Source organism: Gemella haemolysans, from assembly GCF_012273215.1.
Taxonomy (GTDB): Bacteria; Bacillota; Bacilli; order Staphylococcales; family Gemellaceae; genus Gemella; species Gemella haemolysans_A.
In genome coordinates this window covers 579151-596985 of sequence record NZ_CP050965.1, presented here as the reverse complement: position 1 = coordinate 596985, position 17835 = coordinate 579151, and the positions used below count along the sequence as shown (strand labels likewise).

14 protein-coding genes are annotated in these 17835 nt (G+C 30.1%); 1 reads left to right on the top strand and 13 read right to left on the bottom strand.

Going from position 1 to position 17835, the window contains the following annotated elements; genetic code table 11:
- Position 1 precedes the first annotated feature (1 nt).
- The 11 genes from FOC48_RS02885 to glgB form a co-directional block, all read right to left on the bottom strand.
- Entirely contained in the window at positions 2–850 is an 849-nt protein-coding gene (locus tag FOC48_RS02885; RefSeq protein ID WP_003146296.1) for a sulfite exporter TauE/SafE family protein, read from the bottom strand.
- 11 nt (positions 851–861) lie between these two features.
- A complete protein-coding gene (locus FOC48_RS02880; protein WP_003146298.1) occupies positions 862–1494 on the bottom strand; it encodes a thiamine diphosphokinase in 633 nt (210 codons plus the stop codon).
- Positions 1494–2138 carry a ribulose-phosphate 3-epimerase gene (rpe, locus tag FOC48_RS02875; protein WP_003146300.1) on the bottom strand — a complete coding sequence of 215 codons (645 nt, stop codon included), beginning with the start codon at positions 2136–2138 and terminating at the stop codon, positions 1494–1496. The genes FOC48_RS02880 and rpe overlap by 1 nt, the downstream gene beginning before the upstream one ends.
- Position 2139: 1 nt before the next feature.
- Positions 2140–3021 carry a ribosome small subunit-dependent GTPase A gene (gene rsgA / locus FOC48_RS02870; protein ID WP_003146301.1) on the bottom strand — a complete coding sequence of 294 codons (882 nt, stop codon included), beginning with the start codon at positions 3019–3021 and terminating at the stop codon, positions 2140–2142.
- 33 nt (positions 3022–3054) lie between these two features.
- Entirely contained in the window at positions 3055–4755 is a 1701-nt protein-coding gene (recN, locus tag FOC48_RS02865; protein ID WP_003146303.1) for a DNA repair protein RecN, read from the bottom strand.
- An 11-nt stretch (positions 4756–4766) separates the two neighbouring features.
- Positions 4767–5576: a TlyA family RNA methyltransferase gene (locus FOC48_RS02860; RefSeq protein WP_003146304.1), complete on the bottom strand. Its 810-nt coding sequence runs from the start codon at positions 5574–5576 to the stop codon at positions 4767–4769.
- Between the two features lie 249 nt (positions 5577–5825).
- The gene (locus FOC48_RS02855) at positions 5826–8219 is read right to left on the bottom strand and encodes a glycogen/starch/alpha-glucan phosphorylase (RefSeq protein ID WP_003146306.1); all 2394 of its coding nucleotides are present in this window, start codon (positions 8217–8219) and stop codon (positions 5826–5828) included.
- 24 nt (positions 8220–8243) lie between these two features.
- Positions 8244–9662: a glycogen synthase GlgA gene (glgA, locus tag FOC48_RS02850; RefSeq protein ID WP_003146307.1), complete on the bottom strand. Its 1419-nt coding sequence runs from the start codon at positions 9660–9662 to the stop codon at positions 8244–8246.
- A 144-nt stretch (positions 9663–9806) separates the two neighbouring features.
- Positions 9807–10919, bottom strand: a complete 1113-nt coding sequence (gene glgD, locus FOC48_RS02845; RefSeq protein WP_003146309.1) for a glucose-1-phosphate adenylyltransferase subunit GlgD — start codon at positions 10917–10919, stop codon at positions 9807–9809.
- A 1-nt stretch (position 10920) separates the two neighbouring features.
- On the bottom strand, positions 10921–12093 hold the full coding sequence (locus tag FOC48_RS02840; protein WP_003146310.1) for a glucose-1-phosphate adenylyltransferase: 1173 nt from the start codon (positions 12091–12093) through the stop codon (positions 10921–10923).
- Between the two features lie 27 nt (positions 12094–12120).
- A complete protein-coding gene (glgB, locus tag FOC48_RS02835) occupies positions 12121–13974 on the bottom strand; it encodes a 1,4-alpha-glucan branching protein GlgB (RefSeq protein WP_003146312.1) in 1854 nt (617 codons plus the stop codon).
- Positions 13975–14306: 332 nt separating this feature from the next.
- On the opposite strand from glgB, the gene FOC48_RS02830 reads away from it, so the two are divergent.
- Entirely contained in the window at positions 14307–16157 is a 1851-nt protein-coding gene (locus FOC48_RS02830; protein ID WP_003146314.1) for a glycoside hydrolase family 13 protein, read from the top strand.
- Between the two features lie 188 nt (positions 16158–16345).
- Here the strand turns inward: FOC48_RS02830 and FOC48_RS02825 are convergent, their stop codons facing one another.
- Together FOC48_RS02825 and FOC48_RS02820 are read right to left on the bottom strand one after the other, a co-directional pair.
- On the bottom strand, positions 16346–17239 hold the full coding sequence (locus FOC48_RS02825; RefSeq protein ID WP_172497839.1) for an IS3 family transposase: 894 nt from the start codon (positions 17237–17239) through the stop codon (positions 16346–16348).
- Positions 17170–17754, bottom strand: coding sequence for a transposase (locus tag FOC48_RS02820; protein ID WP_172497837.1), 585 nt, complete (start codon positions 17752–17754; stop codon positions 17170–17172). The genes FOC48_RS02825 and FOC48_RS02820 overlap by 70 nt, the downstream gene beginning before the upstream one ends.
- Positions 17755–17835 lie beyond the last annotated feature (81 nt).

The window sequence follows — 17835 nt, the reverse complement described above, 5'->3', positions numbered from 1 at the left end:
ATTAAAGTACCCCCACACCTTTTAAGAACATGTTAACTATTGTAAATAATAAGATTGGTAGAAATATATATCGTATATATTTTGCATCTAATCTTTGCATTACCTTAGCTCCAGTTCTAGATCCTATTAAAGTTCCTATAGCTATAGGAGCTGCGATTGCTGGATTGATTGTTCCATTAAAGAAGTAAATTAGAGCACTTGCTGTTGCTGTGACACCCATCATGAAGTTACTCGTTGCTGTACTTACCCTTATAGGTAATTTCATATAACTATCTAATGCGACAACTTTGAACGCTCCACTACCAATCCCAAGTAATCCACTTGCAAAACCTGCTCCAAACATTACTAGTGATCCTTGAGGAACATTAGTAACATTATATGCTATGGTTTTACCTGTCGCTTTATCGTAATATGTTGAATTTAACTTATATCTGTCTGCATATTTATCATTTACTACCTTTTCTTCTTCTTTTTTCAGCTTAGTTATTAATCCTGTTTTCTTAAGCATACCATAAAAAGAATTCAATAGAATTAACGAGAAAAAGATATATAGCAATTTAGAAGAGAATATTCCTGCCATAAGAGCTCCTACGACTCCTCCCGCAGTTGTAAATACTTCTAAAAACATACCTACTCTCATATTACTAATATGATCTTTCACGAATGCTATTGCTGAACCACTACTAGTCGCTATTACCGCTACGATACTAGCTCCTATTGCATATTTAATATCTATACCAAATAAGATTGTTAAGGCCGGTGTTATAATTATTCCTCCACCTAAACCTACTAAAGAACCAAGAAAACCAGCAAGTACAGCTATAAGCATAAATTGTATTATCTCAATCATAATGTCTCCTTCTAATCTTTAGAATATATTACTAATACATTTGAACTTACTTCCAACTCAATTGCTTTTTCATTAGCAAATTCGTTACTTGTTGCATTAGGACGATTTAGAGTCAAAATCAGATTTTCTACTTCGTATTTAGAATTTTTTATAGTCATTTTAGTATCTTTATATATTGGGACTATTGAGAAATACTTATACCCTTCAATTTTTTCAAAAATATTTTGTCCACTATGGGCTACCGTTATTATATTATTATCATCAATAATTTTTACTTTAACACTGTTATATTTTTCATTATTTAGAAGTAAAATATTTCCAAAGAAGTGATCAAGTCTTCTACCTGTTGCTCCGTATATATCTATTTCTTCTACTGAATCAAATAGTTCTAGTATATTTTCTAATGCGAAGTCTGCATCAGTTAAATCTTCACTATCCTTTACTCTAAAATACTTGGATTTTCCCTCTACTTCTTTTCTTTGTTCAGAAGTAATCGAATCAAAATCTCCACAACTTAATAATGGATTTATCCCCTTATCAAGTAAGTACAATGCTCCTCTATCTACTCCACACCATAAGTCAGATGAAGGTAATTCATCTGGAAATACCCCACCTAACATTATGCTTATTTTTTTTGTATTCATTATTTTAACAACTCACCTAATGTTTTTTCTTTATCGCTTGCTCCGAATAAAAATGATCCACAAACTAATAAGTCTGCACCTTTATCTCTACAAGCTTTCGATGTTTCTACATTTATTCCACCATCTACTTCTATTAAGAAGTTATAATTTTTTTCTTTTCTTATCTTACCTAATTCTTCTATTTTCTCAAGCATTTCTGGAATGAACTTCTGACCACCAAACCCTGGATTAACAGTCATAATTAGAACATAATCTAATTTTGGTAATAAGTATTTAATACTTTCAAGTGGTGTTTGAGGATTTAATACTACACCAGCTTTTTTTCCATTATCTTTGATTACTTGTATTAATCTATCTGCATGATTAGTTGCTTCTATATGAAAAGAAACCATATCGCAACCAACTTTACAAAATTGTTCTACATAATTTTCTGGATTAGCAATCATTAAATGACAATCAAAAATTTTATCTGTCTTAGGTCGGATTGCTTCAATTATTGGAAATCCAAAAGAAATGTTAGGAACGAAATTTCCATCCATTACATCTATATGAAACATATCAATTCCTATATTTTCTAATTCTTTAATATCTCTTTCTAAATTAGCAAAATCTGCTGATAATATTGAGGGTAAAATTTTCTTCATCTTATCTCTCCTTTATATATTTTCTTTTTTGATTTTGTTTTTCTATAAATAAAACTTTATAGTCTTCATAACGGCTTTCTAGTATTTGTTTACTTTCTACCGCTTCTTTGACACCACATTGAATTTCCTCCATGTGATTACACGGTTTGAATTTACAATCATAGTCATGAAACTCTCTAAATAAGTATTGTAAATCTTCTTTTTCAATAAATGTAATATCAAGTGAAGAAAATCCTGGTGTATCTGCGATATAAAAATCATCAATTTGATAAAATTCCGTATGTCTAGTCGTGTGTCGTCCACGCCCTAAATGTTTAGAAATTTCTCCTGTTTCGATATCAAGGTGCTCTGCTAGTTTATTAATGAACGTAGATTTCCCTGCACCTGATTGTCCAGAAATCGCTACGTACTTATTAGAAATAACTTCTTTTAATCTATCGATATCTTCTTCAGAATTTGTGAACACTTGATATCCTATTTCGTAATAGTAATTCATTATTTCTTTCATTTTTTCTAGTTCATCATCATCTAATAAATCTAACTTAGTAAAAATGATAATAATATCTACGTCACTATTTTCATTTAAGCAAATTGTTTTATTTAGTAGCTTACTTGAAAACTCAGGATCTTTAACAGATACTACAATAATACTATAATCTATATTCGCAACCTTAGGTCTTAGTAATTCATTTTTTCTTTCTAAAACTTCAACTACATATCCTGTATTATTATCACTCATTTGAATTTTTACATCATCACCTACTAATGGTGTGATATTCTCATTTCTGAAATTCCCTCGTGCGCGACACGTAACTATTTCTCCATTACAATCCACATAATAAAATCCACTAAGTGCTTTTAAAATTTTTCCTTCTTTTGTCATGTTCCTCCTATACCTTTTTGGTATTTTTTGTAACTATTTGTTTAGTTTTTCTTTTATTTCTGCTTTAGTTTTTTCTGCTAGTCTTAACATTTCAATAGAGTGTTCTTCAGAAAGTTTTGTCATAGTGTCTCCTGACACCATTCTTGCTACTTCAGCAATCTTCTCTTCTTCTGATAGTTCTCTAATTACAGTTAATGTTCTCTTATCAATTATTTCTTTACTGATTAGTAGGTTTGTGTCTGCTAAGGCTGTAGTTTGAGGTAAGTGCGAAATACAAAGTACTTGCGAACCTACACCAAGCTGATACATTTTTTCAGCCATCCTTTGTGATACTCTTCCACTTACTCCAGTATCAATTTCATCAAATATTATCGAAGTAGCTTCTATACTTCTTGAGAAAATTATTTTCAGAGCTAACATTACCCTTGAAAGTTCTCCACCTGAAGCAACTTTAGATAATGATTTTAGCGGTTCACCAAGGTTTGCACTAATTAATATCTTAACATCGTCTTTTCCTGTTGATGAAAAATCTTTTTCTTTAAAATCAACTTTAATTGTACTTTTTTCCATGTATAAAAATTTCAACTCATCTTGAATAAGTTTCTCAAGTTTTAATGCTGTCTCTTTTCTTATTGAACTTAACTCTTCAGCTAGAGTCGTCAGTTCTTCTTCGATTTTCTTACCTTCTTCTAAGTAGTTTTCGAAGTTCTCTTCATAGTTTTCTAACTCATCTAATTCTTCTTTAATCGTCTCAGTAAAGGCAATTAGATCATTAAGTGGTTTAGAGTATTTTTTCTCTAATGTTTTTATTTTATCTAATCTATAAATTAAACGATCTAATTTTTCTTCATCATATTCAATTACATCAGTATAACTAGAAACTTCATATTTTAAATCATCAAGAATGTAATATAAATTTGTAATTTCTTCATATTTTTCTTCAAAGTTTGAATTATACCTAGTTAGTTCCCCTAGATTAGATCTAATTTCTGCAAGTTTTGATAATACTCCATACTCACCATCTATACCATCTGTAATACTATGAGCAAGTGTATTTACTTTTTCAAAATTCTCTAAGTAGTCAATATCCTTTTCAAGATCTAAATCTTCATCTTTTTTAAGTTTCATCTGACTTAATTCTTTATACTGGAATTTTAAGAAATCAACTTTCTGAAGAACATCACTTTCTTGTTGTTTTAAGTTATCAATTTTTTCCTTAATTACTTGGTATCCTTTATATTTTTCTTTGTATTTTGAATATACAGGTTGAATTTTTTCTCTATTAAATGAATCTACCAAGTTTAGGTGATTTTTTTCTACTAATAATACTTGATTATCGTGTTGTTCATGAATATCTAATAAATGAGCGGCTACTTTTTTTAATGTAGACAGATTAACTATAGTTCCATTAATTCTACAAACACTCTTTCCACTACTATAAATATCACGACGAACTACAATAACCTCATCTTCAAGGTCTAAATCAAGTTCATTAAAAATCTCTTTAACTTCTTTACTCTTTGGAAAATCAAATACACCTTCAACACTTGCCTTCTCTTCACCGTAACGAATATAAGACGTTGATGTTCTTTGACCAGATAGTTGCGAAATTGCCGCTAGAATCATTGATTTTCCTGCACCAGTTTCTCCACTTAAGACAGTTAAACCATTTTTAAGTTCTATAGTAGCTTTTTCAATTATTCCAAATTGCTTAATATTTAACTGAATTAACATTGGCTCCTCCTCTATTTAAAGTGATTATGAGCATTATTTACAATATGCTCTATATTGATTTTACTGTTTTCCACTTCTTTATCAGCATTGTATTTAAGAAGCATTAAGAATTCGATATTCCCTTCTCCACCTGTTATTGGAGAATAAGATAGATTTGTCATACTGAATCCAACACTGTTCGCTAGTAGCAATACTTTTTCTACGACTTCTAGTTGAACTTTTATGTCTCGAACGATTCCACCTTTTCCTACCTTATCTTTTCCAGCTTCAAATTGAGGTTTTACAAGTACGCAGACTTCTCCACCATCTTTTATTATTTCAGCAAGATTTGGTAATATTAATGATAACGAAATAAATGAAACGTCAATTGAAGCTATATCAATTTCATAAACATCAAAATCTTCTTTAACAGAATGTCTGAAGTTTGTTTGTTCCATTACTTTTACACGTTCATCATTACGTAGTTTCCACACAAGTTGATTAGTACCCACGTCTAAAGCATATACGAACTTTGCTCCATTTTGTAACGCACAGTCTGTAAATCCTCCAGTTGATGAACCGATATCAATCATTACTTTGTCTTTAACGTCAAAGTTTAACTCATTAATTGCTTTTTCTAATTTAAGTCCTCCACGACTTACATAAGGCATCTGTTTACCTTTAATTCTAAGTTCAGCAGTTGATTCAATCTTTTCCCCTGCTTTATCAATTCTAATATTATCATTATAAACTATACCAGCCATTATAGCTCGTTTTGCTTTTTCTCTTGATTCAAATAATCCTTGACTTACGCAAAGGACATCTGCTCTTTCTTTTGCCATAGTTACCTCTTTTTTATTTACTAAGTGTGCATTTCAAAATAAATATTAATTTTAAAATTGGCACAGTCTTTCCTTTTAATTTTACCATATTAATCGTATTTTATCTATGAGAATGGTGTGTTTATATATACATTATATCTAAATTTAAATAATATTTCTCTTTGTTATTCGTTGATATTTTATAGCCTAACAAAAATAAGAGCAACCTAAGGAAAATTTTCCTATTAGGTCACCCTCTAGATTAATATTCTATTTTACTTTTTTTATGTTCCAAATATCTTTAGCATATTCAGCTACTGATCTATCTGCAGAGAAGATACCAGCGTTAGCTGTATTTACTAAACTCATTTGTCCCCATTTTTCTTTATCTTGATATGTTTCGGCAACTTTTTCTTGAGCTGCAACATAACTTTCAAAGTCAGCTAGACACATATAGTTATCTTGAGTTAATAAGTAGTCTACGATAAAGTTGAAGTTCATACCTCCTACAGTCATAGTTCTAATAAAATCTAATGTTTCTTTAATTTTTACTGAATTGTTGTAGTATTCCCAAGGTTTATATCCATGAGCATATAATGCATCAACTTCTGGAGTTTCTAAACCGAAGATGAAGATATTATCATCTCCTACCGCTTCATGAATCTCTACATTAGCTCCATCAAGTGTTCCTAATGTTAAAGCTCCATTTAGCATTAATTTCATATTACCTGTGCCACTTGCTTCTTTTCCGGCTTGTGAAATTTGTTCACTAATATCAGCCGCTGGAATAATTTTTTCTGCAAGTGTTACTTTGTAATCTGGTAAGAATACAACTTTGATGTATTCACGCACTAATTCATCGCATTCTATCATTTGAGAGATTGAGTGGATAAATTTGATTATATTTTTAGCCATTTGGTATCCCGATGATGCTTTTGCAGCAAAAATAAATGTTCTTGGTACTGGACGTAATCCATTATATTTTATTTCTCTATATAAGTATACAATGTGTAATGCATTCAGTAATTGACGTTTATATTCGTGTAGTCTCTTAACTTGTACATCAAAGATGGATTCTGGATTTACAGTTATACCTGTTGTATTTTGAATGTAAGTAGCAAGTTGTTCTTTTTTAATTTTTTTAATTTCTTGAAGTTTAGCAACAACTTTTTTGTCATTTTTATAATCATTTAATTTACTGATTTTAGATAAATCTTTAACGAAATCATCACCGATTAATTCTTTTAGATATGATGCTAGTTCAGGGTTTGCCTGTCCTAACCATCTACGGTGAGCTATACCGTTAGTTACATTTCCGAATTTAGATGGATACAATTCGTTAAATGCTCTAAATGTAGATTCTACAAGAATATCACTATGTAGTTTTGATACACCATTAACATTGTGGCTTCCTACTATTGATAAGTTAGCCATTCTTATTTGATTATCATATATAATTGCAGTTTCCTCTAAAGTGTAGTCTTTGCCTTGATCTATTACCCATTGACAGAAACGTTTATTAATTTCCTCAATAATTGAGTAAATACGTGGTAATAATGGTTTAAATAAATCTACAGACCATTTTTCTAATGCCTCTGCCATAATTGTGTGGTTAGTGTAGGCAAAAGTTTTAGTGGTAATTTCCCATGCTTTGTCCCAATAATATCCGTATTCATCTAATAATAATCTCATCAATTCCGGAACTCCCATCGCTGGATGAGTATCATTAATATGTAATGCAACATGTTCACTTAAGTTTTCTAATGTTCCAAATTCATTGTAATGATTTTTCACTAATTGTTGCAATGAAGCACTAATAAAGAAGTATTGTTGTTTAATACGTAATTCTTTACCTTCATTTGTGCTGTCTGCTGGATATAATAATTTAGAGATTGATGAAGCTATTGCTTCTGCTTCTGAAGATTTTGAATATTCCCCTCGTTCAAACAATTTCATATTAAATCCAGTTTTTGCTTTTGCTTCCCATAATCTTAAGGTATTTACTGTTTTTGTTTTATATCCTGAAATTAATAAATCATATGGTTCAGCTTGAATCGAAGTATAATCTTTGTGTTCTACAGTAAATCCATTTTCAGTCATTTTTTCTTCTACGTGACCATAGAATCTAACTTCAATTTCTTCGTCATTTCTATAAACTAAACCGTATTTCCCTAAGTCTAACCAATAATCTGGAAACTCCTGTTGCCAACCATTGTTAATCACTTGTTTGAAGATTCCGTATTCATAAAGAATAGAAAAACCTGTTACTGGATAATCACTACTTGTTAAAGCATCTAAATAACATGAAGCAAGACGCCCAAGACCACCATTCCCTAAACCTGGATCTGGTTCAATATCATAAATTTCATCTAAATCGAAGTTATTTTCTGCAAGGTATTCTTTGATTTCTTTTTCTACTCCAAGATTAAATAAATTGTTTCTCAAAGTTCTACCTACAAGAAACTCCATTGACATGTAGTAAGCACGTTTTTGCTTTGTTTTCTTTAATTCTTGTTCATACACAAATTTTTTCTCAGATAATTTTTCTCTAACAGTACTCATTAATGCTTCATAAACTTGACGTTTACTAGCTGATTGTATTGTAATACCAAATTGTCGTTTTAAATACTTTTCTATTCTTTGTTCTAACTCTTGTTGTTTCATTAGTCTCTCCTATAATTTATCTTGTTAGACGATCTCGTTGTACATATTAATATATTGTAGTGCTGATTTTTTCCAACTTACATCTTGTTGAATTGCATTTTTCATAATTATATTCCAAATATGACGTTCTTGATAATAGCAATATGTTGCTCTGTATACTGCATCTAACATATCATATGCATCAAAACTTTCGAATGTAAACCCTGTTCCTGTTTTTCCATCAAATGGTTCTACAGTATCTCTTAAACCACCAACTCTGTGAACAATCGGTATAGTTGCATATCTCATTGAAATAAGTTGAGATAAACCACATGGTTCAGTTTTAGATGGCATTAAGAACATATCGCACGAGCTATATACTTTTGATGATACTTCTGATGAGAACATAATTAAACTTCTTACTTTATCATGACGACGATATTCTAATGAACGAAGTGCATCTTCATAATGACGATCACCTGTTCCTAAAATCACAAGTTGAGCACCTGTTTTTAAAATTTCATCAGCAACATGAAGAACTAAGTCAATTCCTTTTTGGTGAGTTAATCTAGTAACCATCCCTATCATAGGTATATTTTCATTTACTTCTAATGCTAACTCTTCTTGGAATTTCAATTTGTTCTCTACTTTATTTTTTAATGTTTTAACATCAAAGTTCTTATAAATATTTTTATCAGTTTTTGAATTGAACTTATCAATATCCAAACCATTAATTATACCGTGAAGTTTACCTTGTTCTACTCTTAGTATATCATCTAAGCCATATGAGAAGTATGGGTCTAATATTTCATGTGCATAAGTTTCACTTACCGTATTTATTCTATCGGCTAATTGAATAGCACCTTTCAATAGATTTAAATCACCTTTATAAATTAAAGCATCGAAGTATTTATTGTCTAAACCGAATAAATTCCCCATTTCATACGGGTTAAATTTCCCTTGAAATTCAATATTGTGGATAGATATTACACTTTTAATGTTTTGATAAAAACCTTGTCCTCTTGACTTAATATCATCTAAATAGATAATTGATAATGCAGCATGCCAATCATTAGCGTTAACTACATCTGGTTTGTAATCTATATGTGGTAATATTTCTAGTGCTGCTTTTGAGAAAAATGCAAAACGCTCTCCATCATCTTGTTGTCCATAAACACTGTCTCTGTTAAAATATTGTTCATTGTCAATAAAATAATATGTTACTCCATTTACTTGTGTTTCAAAAATTCCACAGTAAACAGTTCTCCAACCTAAATTAACAAAGATATGTTGTTTATATTTTAAATCGTACTTTTCTCTATCTATAGTAGAATACAACGGTAGAACTACCCTTGCTTCTACATTTTCATCTTGAAGTGCCTTAGGTAATGATCCTATTACATCCCCTAGTCCTCCAACTTTAACAAATGGTGCCGCTTCAGCTGCCACGAATAATATTTTCATTATAATTCTCCTTATTCGTTATTTATTTCATACTAAAAGGGTTAGTTTTAGATGTAGTCTATCTGTTTATTATACTCTTTTTTCTTTCGAAAATCGAAGATTTTACAAATATCTCCCACATTTTATCCTAACCCGTATTTTTTATTATACTACTTTATTTTTTTCGACAATAACTTGGCAATTTTCAGTTCCTTTTAATTCAACTCTTTCTGAAACAGTTGCTTCTTTGTCTAAAATCACATAGTCTAAGTAAGCTGATTTTTTAATAACACTATTAGACATTACTATAGAGTTTTTAATAACAGCTCCTTCTTCAACTACTACGTCCCTAAATAATATACTGTTCTCAACAATTCCATTAATTTCACAACCATCTCCTAGTATAGAATTTTTTACGATTGCTCCATCTCCATAAGTAGTTGGTACACTATCTTGAACCCTAGTTAGGATATCAGTTCCTGATAAGAATAATTCATTCATTTTATTAGGGTCTAATAAATCTCTATTAAAATTATAAAACTCTTGAACACTATTAATTGTTCTTGTATAATTTTTAATTTCATAACCATAAACATTTAATCTATGGAAATTCTTAGTAATGAAATCTAATAGAATATCTTGCCATCCATATGTCATACCTTTTTTTACAAGTTCTTTAAACATGTCTTTAGACATAATATATATTTTAACTTGTGTCGGACAAACTTGATCATATCCATCATAATGATATAAACTATCATATACTCTGTTTTTGTCATCAAAAATAATTTGCGACTCACGTTGTTGAGGTTTTCTATACGTATAAGCTAATGTTATATCAGCATTTGTAGATTTATGGTAATTTACCATTTCCTTAAAATCAATATTCCCAACAATATTTCCATCAGCAAGTATACAGTATTCTTCTAATAATGTATCCGCATATCTAGCTGCATCCCCTAATGCTTCAATTTTGTTTTGTGCTACTCTATTTGATTGATGATTTGACATCGGCGTTATAAACTTCAATCCACTATTTTTTCTGTTAAGATCCCAGTCTTTCCCCCAACCTAAGTGATCCATTAAAGATTTGTAATGATGATTTGTCACTACTGCAATATTAGATACTTCAGCTTTCACTAAAGAAGATAACATGAAGTCAACCATTCTATATCTTGAGGCAACCGCTAAAGATGCTAGTGTTCTATTTCTTACTAATCCTTGTAGATCATCATTACGATAGTTATCCGCAAATAAAATACAAAACGCTCTTACCATATTATTTTCCCTCTACTTTCCTATTTTCTTTTACAACTTCATCTCTACCTACTACAGTTATTTGTTCTTTTCCTAAAACGATTTCTCTATTCCCAACTTCTACATTTTCTTTAACAACTGAACCTTCTGCGATGATTGAATTGTAAACTTTCGCACCTTTTTCGATTACCACACCTTTCATGATGATGCTTCCTACTACTTCTGCGCCTTCTTCAATTCTAACACCTGAAGAAATTATAGATTCTGAAATAGTTCCATAAACTAAAGTACCGTCAGAAATCATAGAATTTTTAACATTAGCGCTATTTCCTAAATATTGTGGCATAGCTCCTTCGTGTCGATAATAAATTCTCCAAAGTCTATCATCTATATTGAAGTTTTCTTTATTTTTAATAAGGTCCATATTAGCTTCCCATAAGCTTTCAATTGTACCAACGTCTTTCCAATACCCATAAAATGGATATGCATAAATATTTTTACCTTCATTTAACATCATTGGAATTATATTTTTACCGAAGTCTTTTTCACTATCTGGATTTTCTTCATCACGAATTAAATATTCCCTTAATTGTTGCCAACTAAAAATATAGATTCCCATAGATGCTTTAGTAGATATTGGATTTTCTGGTTTTTCTAAAAATTCAGTAACTTTAAGGTCAAAATTTGTATTTAGAATCCCAAATCGACTAGCTTCTTCAATTGGCACATTAATGTGTGCAATTGTTAAATCTGCACCTTTTTGTTTATGGAAATCTAGCATTTCTTTATAATTCATTTTGTAAATGTGATCCCCAGATAAAATAAGAACATATTCAGGATTATATTGCTCTATATATTTAATATTTTGATATATAGCATTTGCAGTTCCTTTATACCACTCTCCAGTTTTTCCAGCAGTATAAGGTGGTAAAATAGACAATCCTCCATCCATTCTATCTAAATCCCATGGTTGACCATTCCCCATATATGAGTTAAGTTCCAAAGGCATAAATTGAGTTAGTACTCCTACAGTTGAAATTCCAGAGTTAGCACAGTTTGAAAGTGGAAAATCTATAATTCTATATTTTCCACCAAAAGGTACAGCTGGTTTAGCCATATCTTTTGTTAATACTTGTAATCTTGTACCTTGTCCTCCTGCTAGTAGCATAGCTACAACTTCTTTTTTTCGTGCCATTAAGTTGACCCCCTTCTTCAAAACTTGTTATTTCTTTTCTATATACATTGTCGCATAAGGCGGAATGTTTAAACTCAACGTATATTTAAATTCATTTTTTTCTTTATTAATTGTTTTAAGATTTCTATTTGATACTGCAATACCATCGTATTTTTTAGCATCAGAATTTAGCGCAATCTTATAGCTTCCCCAAGTATCTACCCCAATTTCATAATTTTTCAATACTTGATTTGAGAAATTACTAACTACTATGACTTCTTTACCTGATCTATCTTTACGAGAAAAAGCAAAAACATTGTTATTATTATCATCTACAACATGCCATCTAAAACCATCCCAATCACTGTCGTTTTCCCATAGTGCTGGCGTAGTTTTATAATACTTATTAAGTTCTTTTACATATCTATGTGTAAAAACATGCTTAGGATATAACATTAATAACCAATCAAGTTCTCTTTCTTCATCCCATTCGATAAATTGAGCAATATCAATTCCCATAAATGATAATTTTTTCCCTGGATGTGCATACATATATCCTAAAAATGCTTTAAAGTTTGCAAATTTGTCTTCGTATGGAACAGGACTCTTATCTAAAAGAGATTTTTTCCCATGAACTACTTCATCATGTGAGATTGGAAGAATAAAATTTTCAGAGAATGCATAATGCATAGAAAATGTAAATTTGTTATGTACTCCTTTTCTAAAGAAAGGATCTGTTTCTAAATAATCAAGACTGTCATTCATCCATCCCATATTCCATTTGAAGTCGAATCCTAAACCACCATGTTCAACAGCAGCAGTTACTTTTGGATAACTAGTTGATTCTTCTGCTATCATACTTACACCTGGATAATTTTCTTTTATATACAAATTAAGATTTTTCAGAAAATCTATTGCTTCTAAATTCTCAAATCCACCATAAATATTTCGTGCCGACTTATCTTCATCACGACAGTAATTTAGAAAAATCATAGAACTAACAGCATCGACTCTGATTCCGTCTATGTGATAATCTTCAATCCATGATACTGCACTTGATGTTAAAAATGACTTAACCTCATTGCGACCATAGTCAAATACTCTAGTTCCCCAACCTTCATGTTCCATTTTTCTCGTATCAGAATATTCATAACATGGTGTTCCATCAAATTCATATAATCCATGAGCATCTTTTGTAAAGTGTCCTGGAACCCAATCTAGTATTACCCCAATATTATTTTGATGACAAATATCAACAAAATACATAAAATCTTCCGGTGTCCCATATCTTGATGTAGGAGAGAAATAACCTGTAGCTTGATATCCCCATGATTTATCATATGGATATTCTGTGATCGGTAATAACTCAACGTGAGTGTAATTCATTTCTTTTACATACTCTACCAGTCTATGTGCTAATTCTCTATAACTTAGTTCTTTACCCTCTTCATTATGTTTCCAAGATCCAAGATGTACTTCATAAATATTCATAGGCTGATGATAAGGTACCGTTCTATTATCCATCCACTTTTTATCTTTCCATTTATATTCTGGTAAAGTATAAACTTTTGATGCTGTTAACGGTCTAGTCTCAGCATGCTTAGCGTAGGGATCTGCCTTCCATAATTCAACCCCACTATGTGTTACAATTACATATTTATAGGTATCAAACTCGCTAACTCCTGGAATTTGAATTTCATAGATTCCTCTATCATTTATTCTTTTCATTTCATATGTATGTGGATACCAAGAACAAAACTCACCTGTAACAAAAACTCTTTTCGCGTTTGGGGCCCATACTCTAAAAGTACAAGAATCCCCTTCTAAAAACGATCCTAAAAATTTATGACTATGGTAATTAGTTCCTTCATGGAATAAATATTCAGCCATATTACTATTCACTAAATAACCCCCTTTTCAATAAAAAGTAAACGTTTTCTTCAGTTTTTAAAAAAATTTAATTTTATAAAAATTTCATAAAAAATAGTTCAAATCAACACTAATTTATTCTTTATTTTTTATACCTATAGTATAACATATGAAAGCTTTTATGTAAATGTTTTCTTTACTATTTCGTTACAAATTTTTATCTCAAATTTAATGCTTTAATACTAATCAAATTCTATTTTTTAAAATATTAACATTTACTTTTAAATATTTTTGTATTAAAATTAAGATTGTTATTTTTGTAAAACAAATTGATAATGAAAATTTTATATTTCGGAGAAGAAAAAATGATTAAATTTAATCCTATAAAAAATAAATTTCCTAAAGGAGCAATAAAAAATAAAGATGTTTTTCATTTTGAAGTGTTAATTAAAGATGATTTTTATTTTAATGATTTCAAAATTATTATAAAAAATGAATTTTCTGAAGAGATTATTTCTAAAAGTTTGAAATTTAAAGAAAAGACTGAAAGTAATTATTCTAAATATTTCGTAGAGTTTGATCCTTTTAATATTGGCTTATACTTTTATCATTTTGAAGTACATTTTGATAATTTTAATGTATATTTAAAAAATGATAGATTAAATGCTAAGTTAGTTAATAGTAATGATGACTTACCTGACTGGCAACTTACAGTCTACGATGCAAACTTCACTACACCAGATTGGTACAAAGGTTCAATTATGTACCAAATCTTCCCAGATAGATTTAAACGAAGTGATAAATATACCGCAACAATAGCAAAAAATGAAAATGTAAGAATTAGACATAAAAATTGGTACAGCGTTCCACACTCATCTATTACTCATGATAATTATGGTGCTAAAGATTTCCTAATGGGGAATCTATTAGGGATAGAGGAAGAAAAAGATTACTTTAAGAAATTAAATATAGAAAGTATTTATTTAAATCCTATTGTTGAGAGCCCTGAGAATCACCGATACTCTACTGCCGATTATTTTAATGTTGACCCTTATTTTGGAACTAATGAGCAATTCGAAAAATTCTGTAAAGATTTCAAAAAAGATAATATTAAAATTATTCTAGATGGTGTTTTTAGCCACACAGGTTCTGACAGTATTTATTTCAATCGATATAACAATTATGACAGTATTGGAGCTTATAACTCTCAAAATTCACCATACTATTCTTGGTTTAATTTTATTAATTTCCCTAACGAATATCACTCTTGGTGGGGATTTGACAATTTACCTACAGTGGTAAAAGAAAACAAAGAATATAGTGATTTCATAAATAATAAAGATACTGGTGTTGTTAACTTTTGGCAAAAATTAGGAATTGCTGGATGGCGTCTTGATGTTGCTGATGAATTTCCTGATGAATTCTTAGATAGAATTCGTGAAAGTGCAAAATACTATGATAAAGATTCCCTAATTATCGGAGAAGTTTGGGAAGATGCAACTAATAAAATTTCTTACAATACACGACGTCGATATTTCTTAGGTGATCAACTAGACAGTGTAATGAACTATCCATGGAAAAATGCTATTATTAATTTCGTAAAATATAAAAATGCAGATGATTTTACCCTAGAAATACTAAAATTGGTAGAAAACTATCCTCGCCCTTCCCTTGATGCGGTGATGAATTTACTTGGAAGTCATGATACTGAGCGTGTTCTTACAATATTAGCATTTAACAATCCAGAAGATGTACCTGTTCATGAACGTCCAACATATAAAATGTCACAAAAACAATATAACAAAGCTAAAAATCTATTGAAATTTGCTAGTTTCATACAATTTACATTACCTGGTGTTCCTTGTATTTACTATGGTGATGAAATTGGTATGTATGGATTTAGAGACCCATATAACAGACTAGGATTTTCTCATAATAATAAAGATGAAGATTTACTAAATCATTATATAGAATTATCAAAATTTAGAAATGAAAATAAAGATGATTTTATTACAAATTTTGAATTTATTTATACTAATGAAAAATGTGTTGCATATAGACGTAATAACATTCTTTGTATAATAAACTTAGATTCTAAGGCTCACTTTATTGAAGATTATTTTGGTGAAAAAATATTTGGAAACAATGAAATTTATTCAACACCTTTTGGTACTGTTGTAGCCCCTAATAGCTATATTGCTATAAAAGTTAAATAAAACAAATTAAGGGGCTGACCCAAAAGTCATAAAATTTAACAAAGTGTCTATGAGAACTTATAGACGCAGTGGTTTATTGATATCTAAAGTCGCTTTATAAAAGCTTTTTAGATATCTTATAAACTGTGCGGGGGTGACTCGACAAAATCGATTTTGATGTGTACCCAGAATTCTGGACACATATATATTTAGTTTAGACAAGTGGATGTTATCCTGTATTGTACAGGAGGCATCCATTTTGTTTTTGATTGAATTCTCTTGTTGTTGTAATAATTTATATATTCAGATACAGCTTTACTAAACTCTTCAAATGACATATAAACCTTTTCATAAGCATAATATATCTCCGTCTTCATTCTTCCAAAAAGTGATTCCATGATACTATTATCATAACAATTTCCCTTTCTAGACATCGATTGAATGATTCCATGTTTTTTTAACTCACTTCTATAGTGTGAATGTTGATACTGCCACCCTTGATCAGAATGCATAATTAATCCTTCTGTATTTGGAAATTTATTAAATGCTTGTTCTAACATCCTTTTTATCTGATCTAAATTTGGATGTAAAGATAAATCATATGATATTATTTCATTTGTATGCATATCTAGAATCGCTGAAAAATAGCACTTTCCCCATGAAAAATTGAATTGTGATACATCTGTAGTCCATTTCTGTAAAGGAGCAGTCGTACTAAAATCTCGATTTATTATATTATTAGCGACTTTTCCTACTGTTCCCTTATATGAATGGTATCTTTCTTTAGGAGTTTTCCCTTTCAATCCTTCTTTATGCATAAGACTTTGTACTCGTTTATGATTTACTTTAAAACCTCTATTAATTAGTTCATTGTGAACTCTACGGACACCATATAGTCCTTTATTTTCGGTAAAAATAATTTTAATTTCTTTTAACACTGGTTCATTACGAATAGCCTCAACATCTACTTCTTCCTTATTTACTAAATAATAATACGTTGATTTTGCCATTCCTATTTCTTGTAAAAGACATTTTAATTGATATCCTTTTTTTCTAAGTTCTTTGATGATTGCTGCTTTTTCGCCTTGAGTTGCGCAGCCCATTTTTCTCGCCTCAAGGCTATTAATTTTTTTATTATTTCTTTTTCCGCTTTAATATTTTCGATTTCCGTTTTTATAAATTTATTTTCTGCACGTAATCTAATTAATTCTTCTCTTTCTGATTCTTTTAATGGTTTAGGACTACTGTTTTCTTTCATGATAGGTACCTTTCTTGGTCTTTCTTTCTTTTCATCTACAAGTCCATTATAACCTTTTTCCTTATATTTTTGAACCCATTTATACAGTGTCCTATAGTTAATTCCATTGTCTAGTGCAACGGAATTATATGAATAACCAGCTAAAATTTTAGAAACTAATACTAGTTTTTCTTCTGGATTCCACTTCTTATTTTTTGTTTTATGTCGCAAGACACTTACTCCTAACGAATCAACCATTCTTTTCCATTTTCTAATAGTATCTTTAAATTTTCTAGTGGTTATTCCGTTCGGTGTTTCTGGATATTCCCCTCTTTCATACATCTCAACACATTTTACTTTAAATTCAAAACTATAACGCATAAAAATACCCCTTTCACTGGTTTGTCCAGTAAAAGGGGGTACATATCATTTCTTCGAAATCACGATTTTTGAGCAACTTCC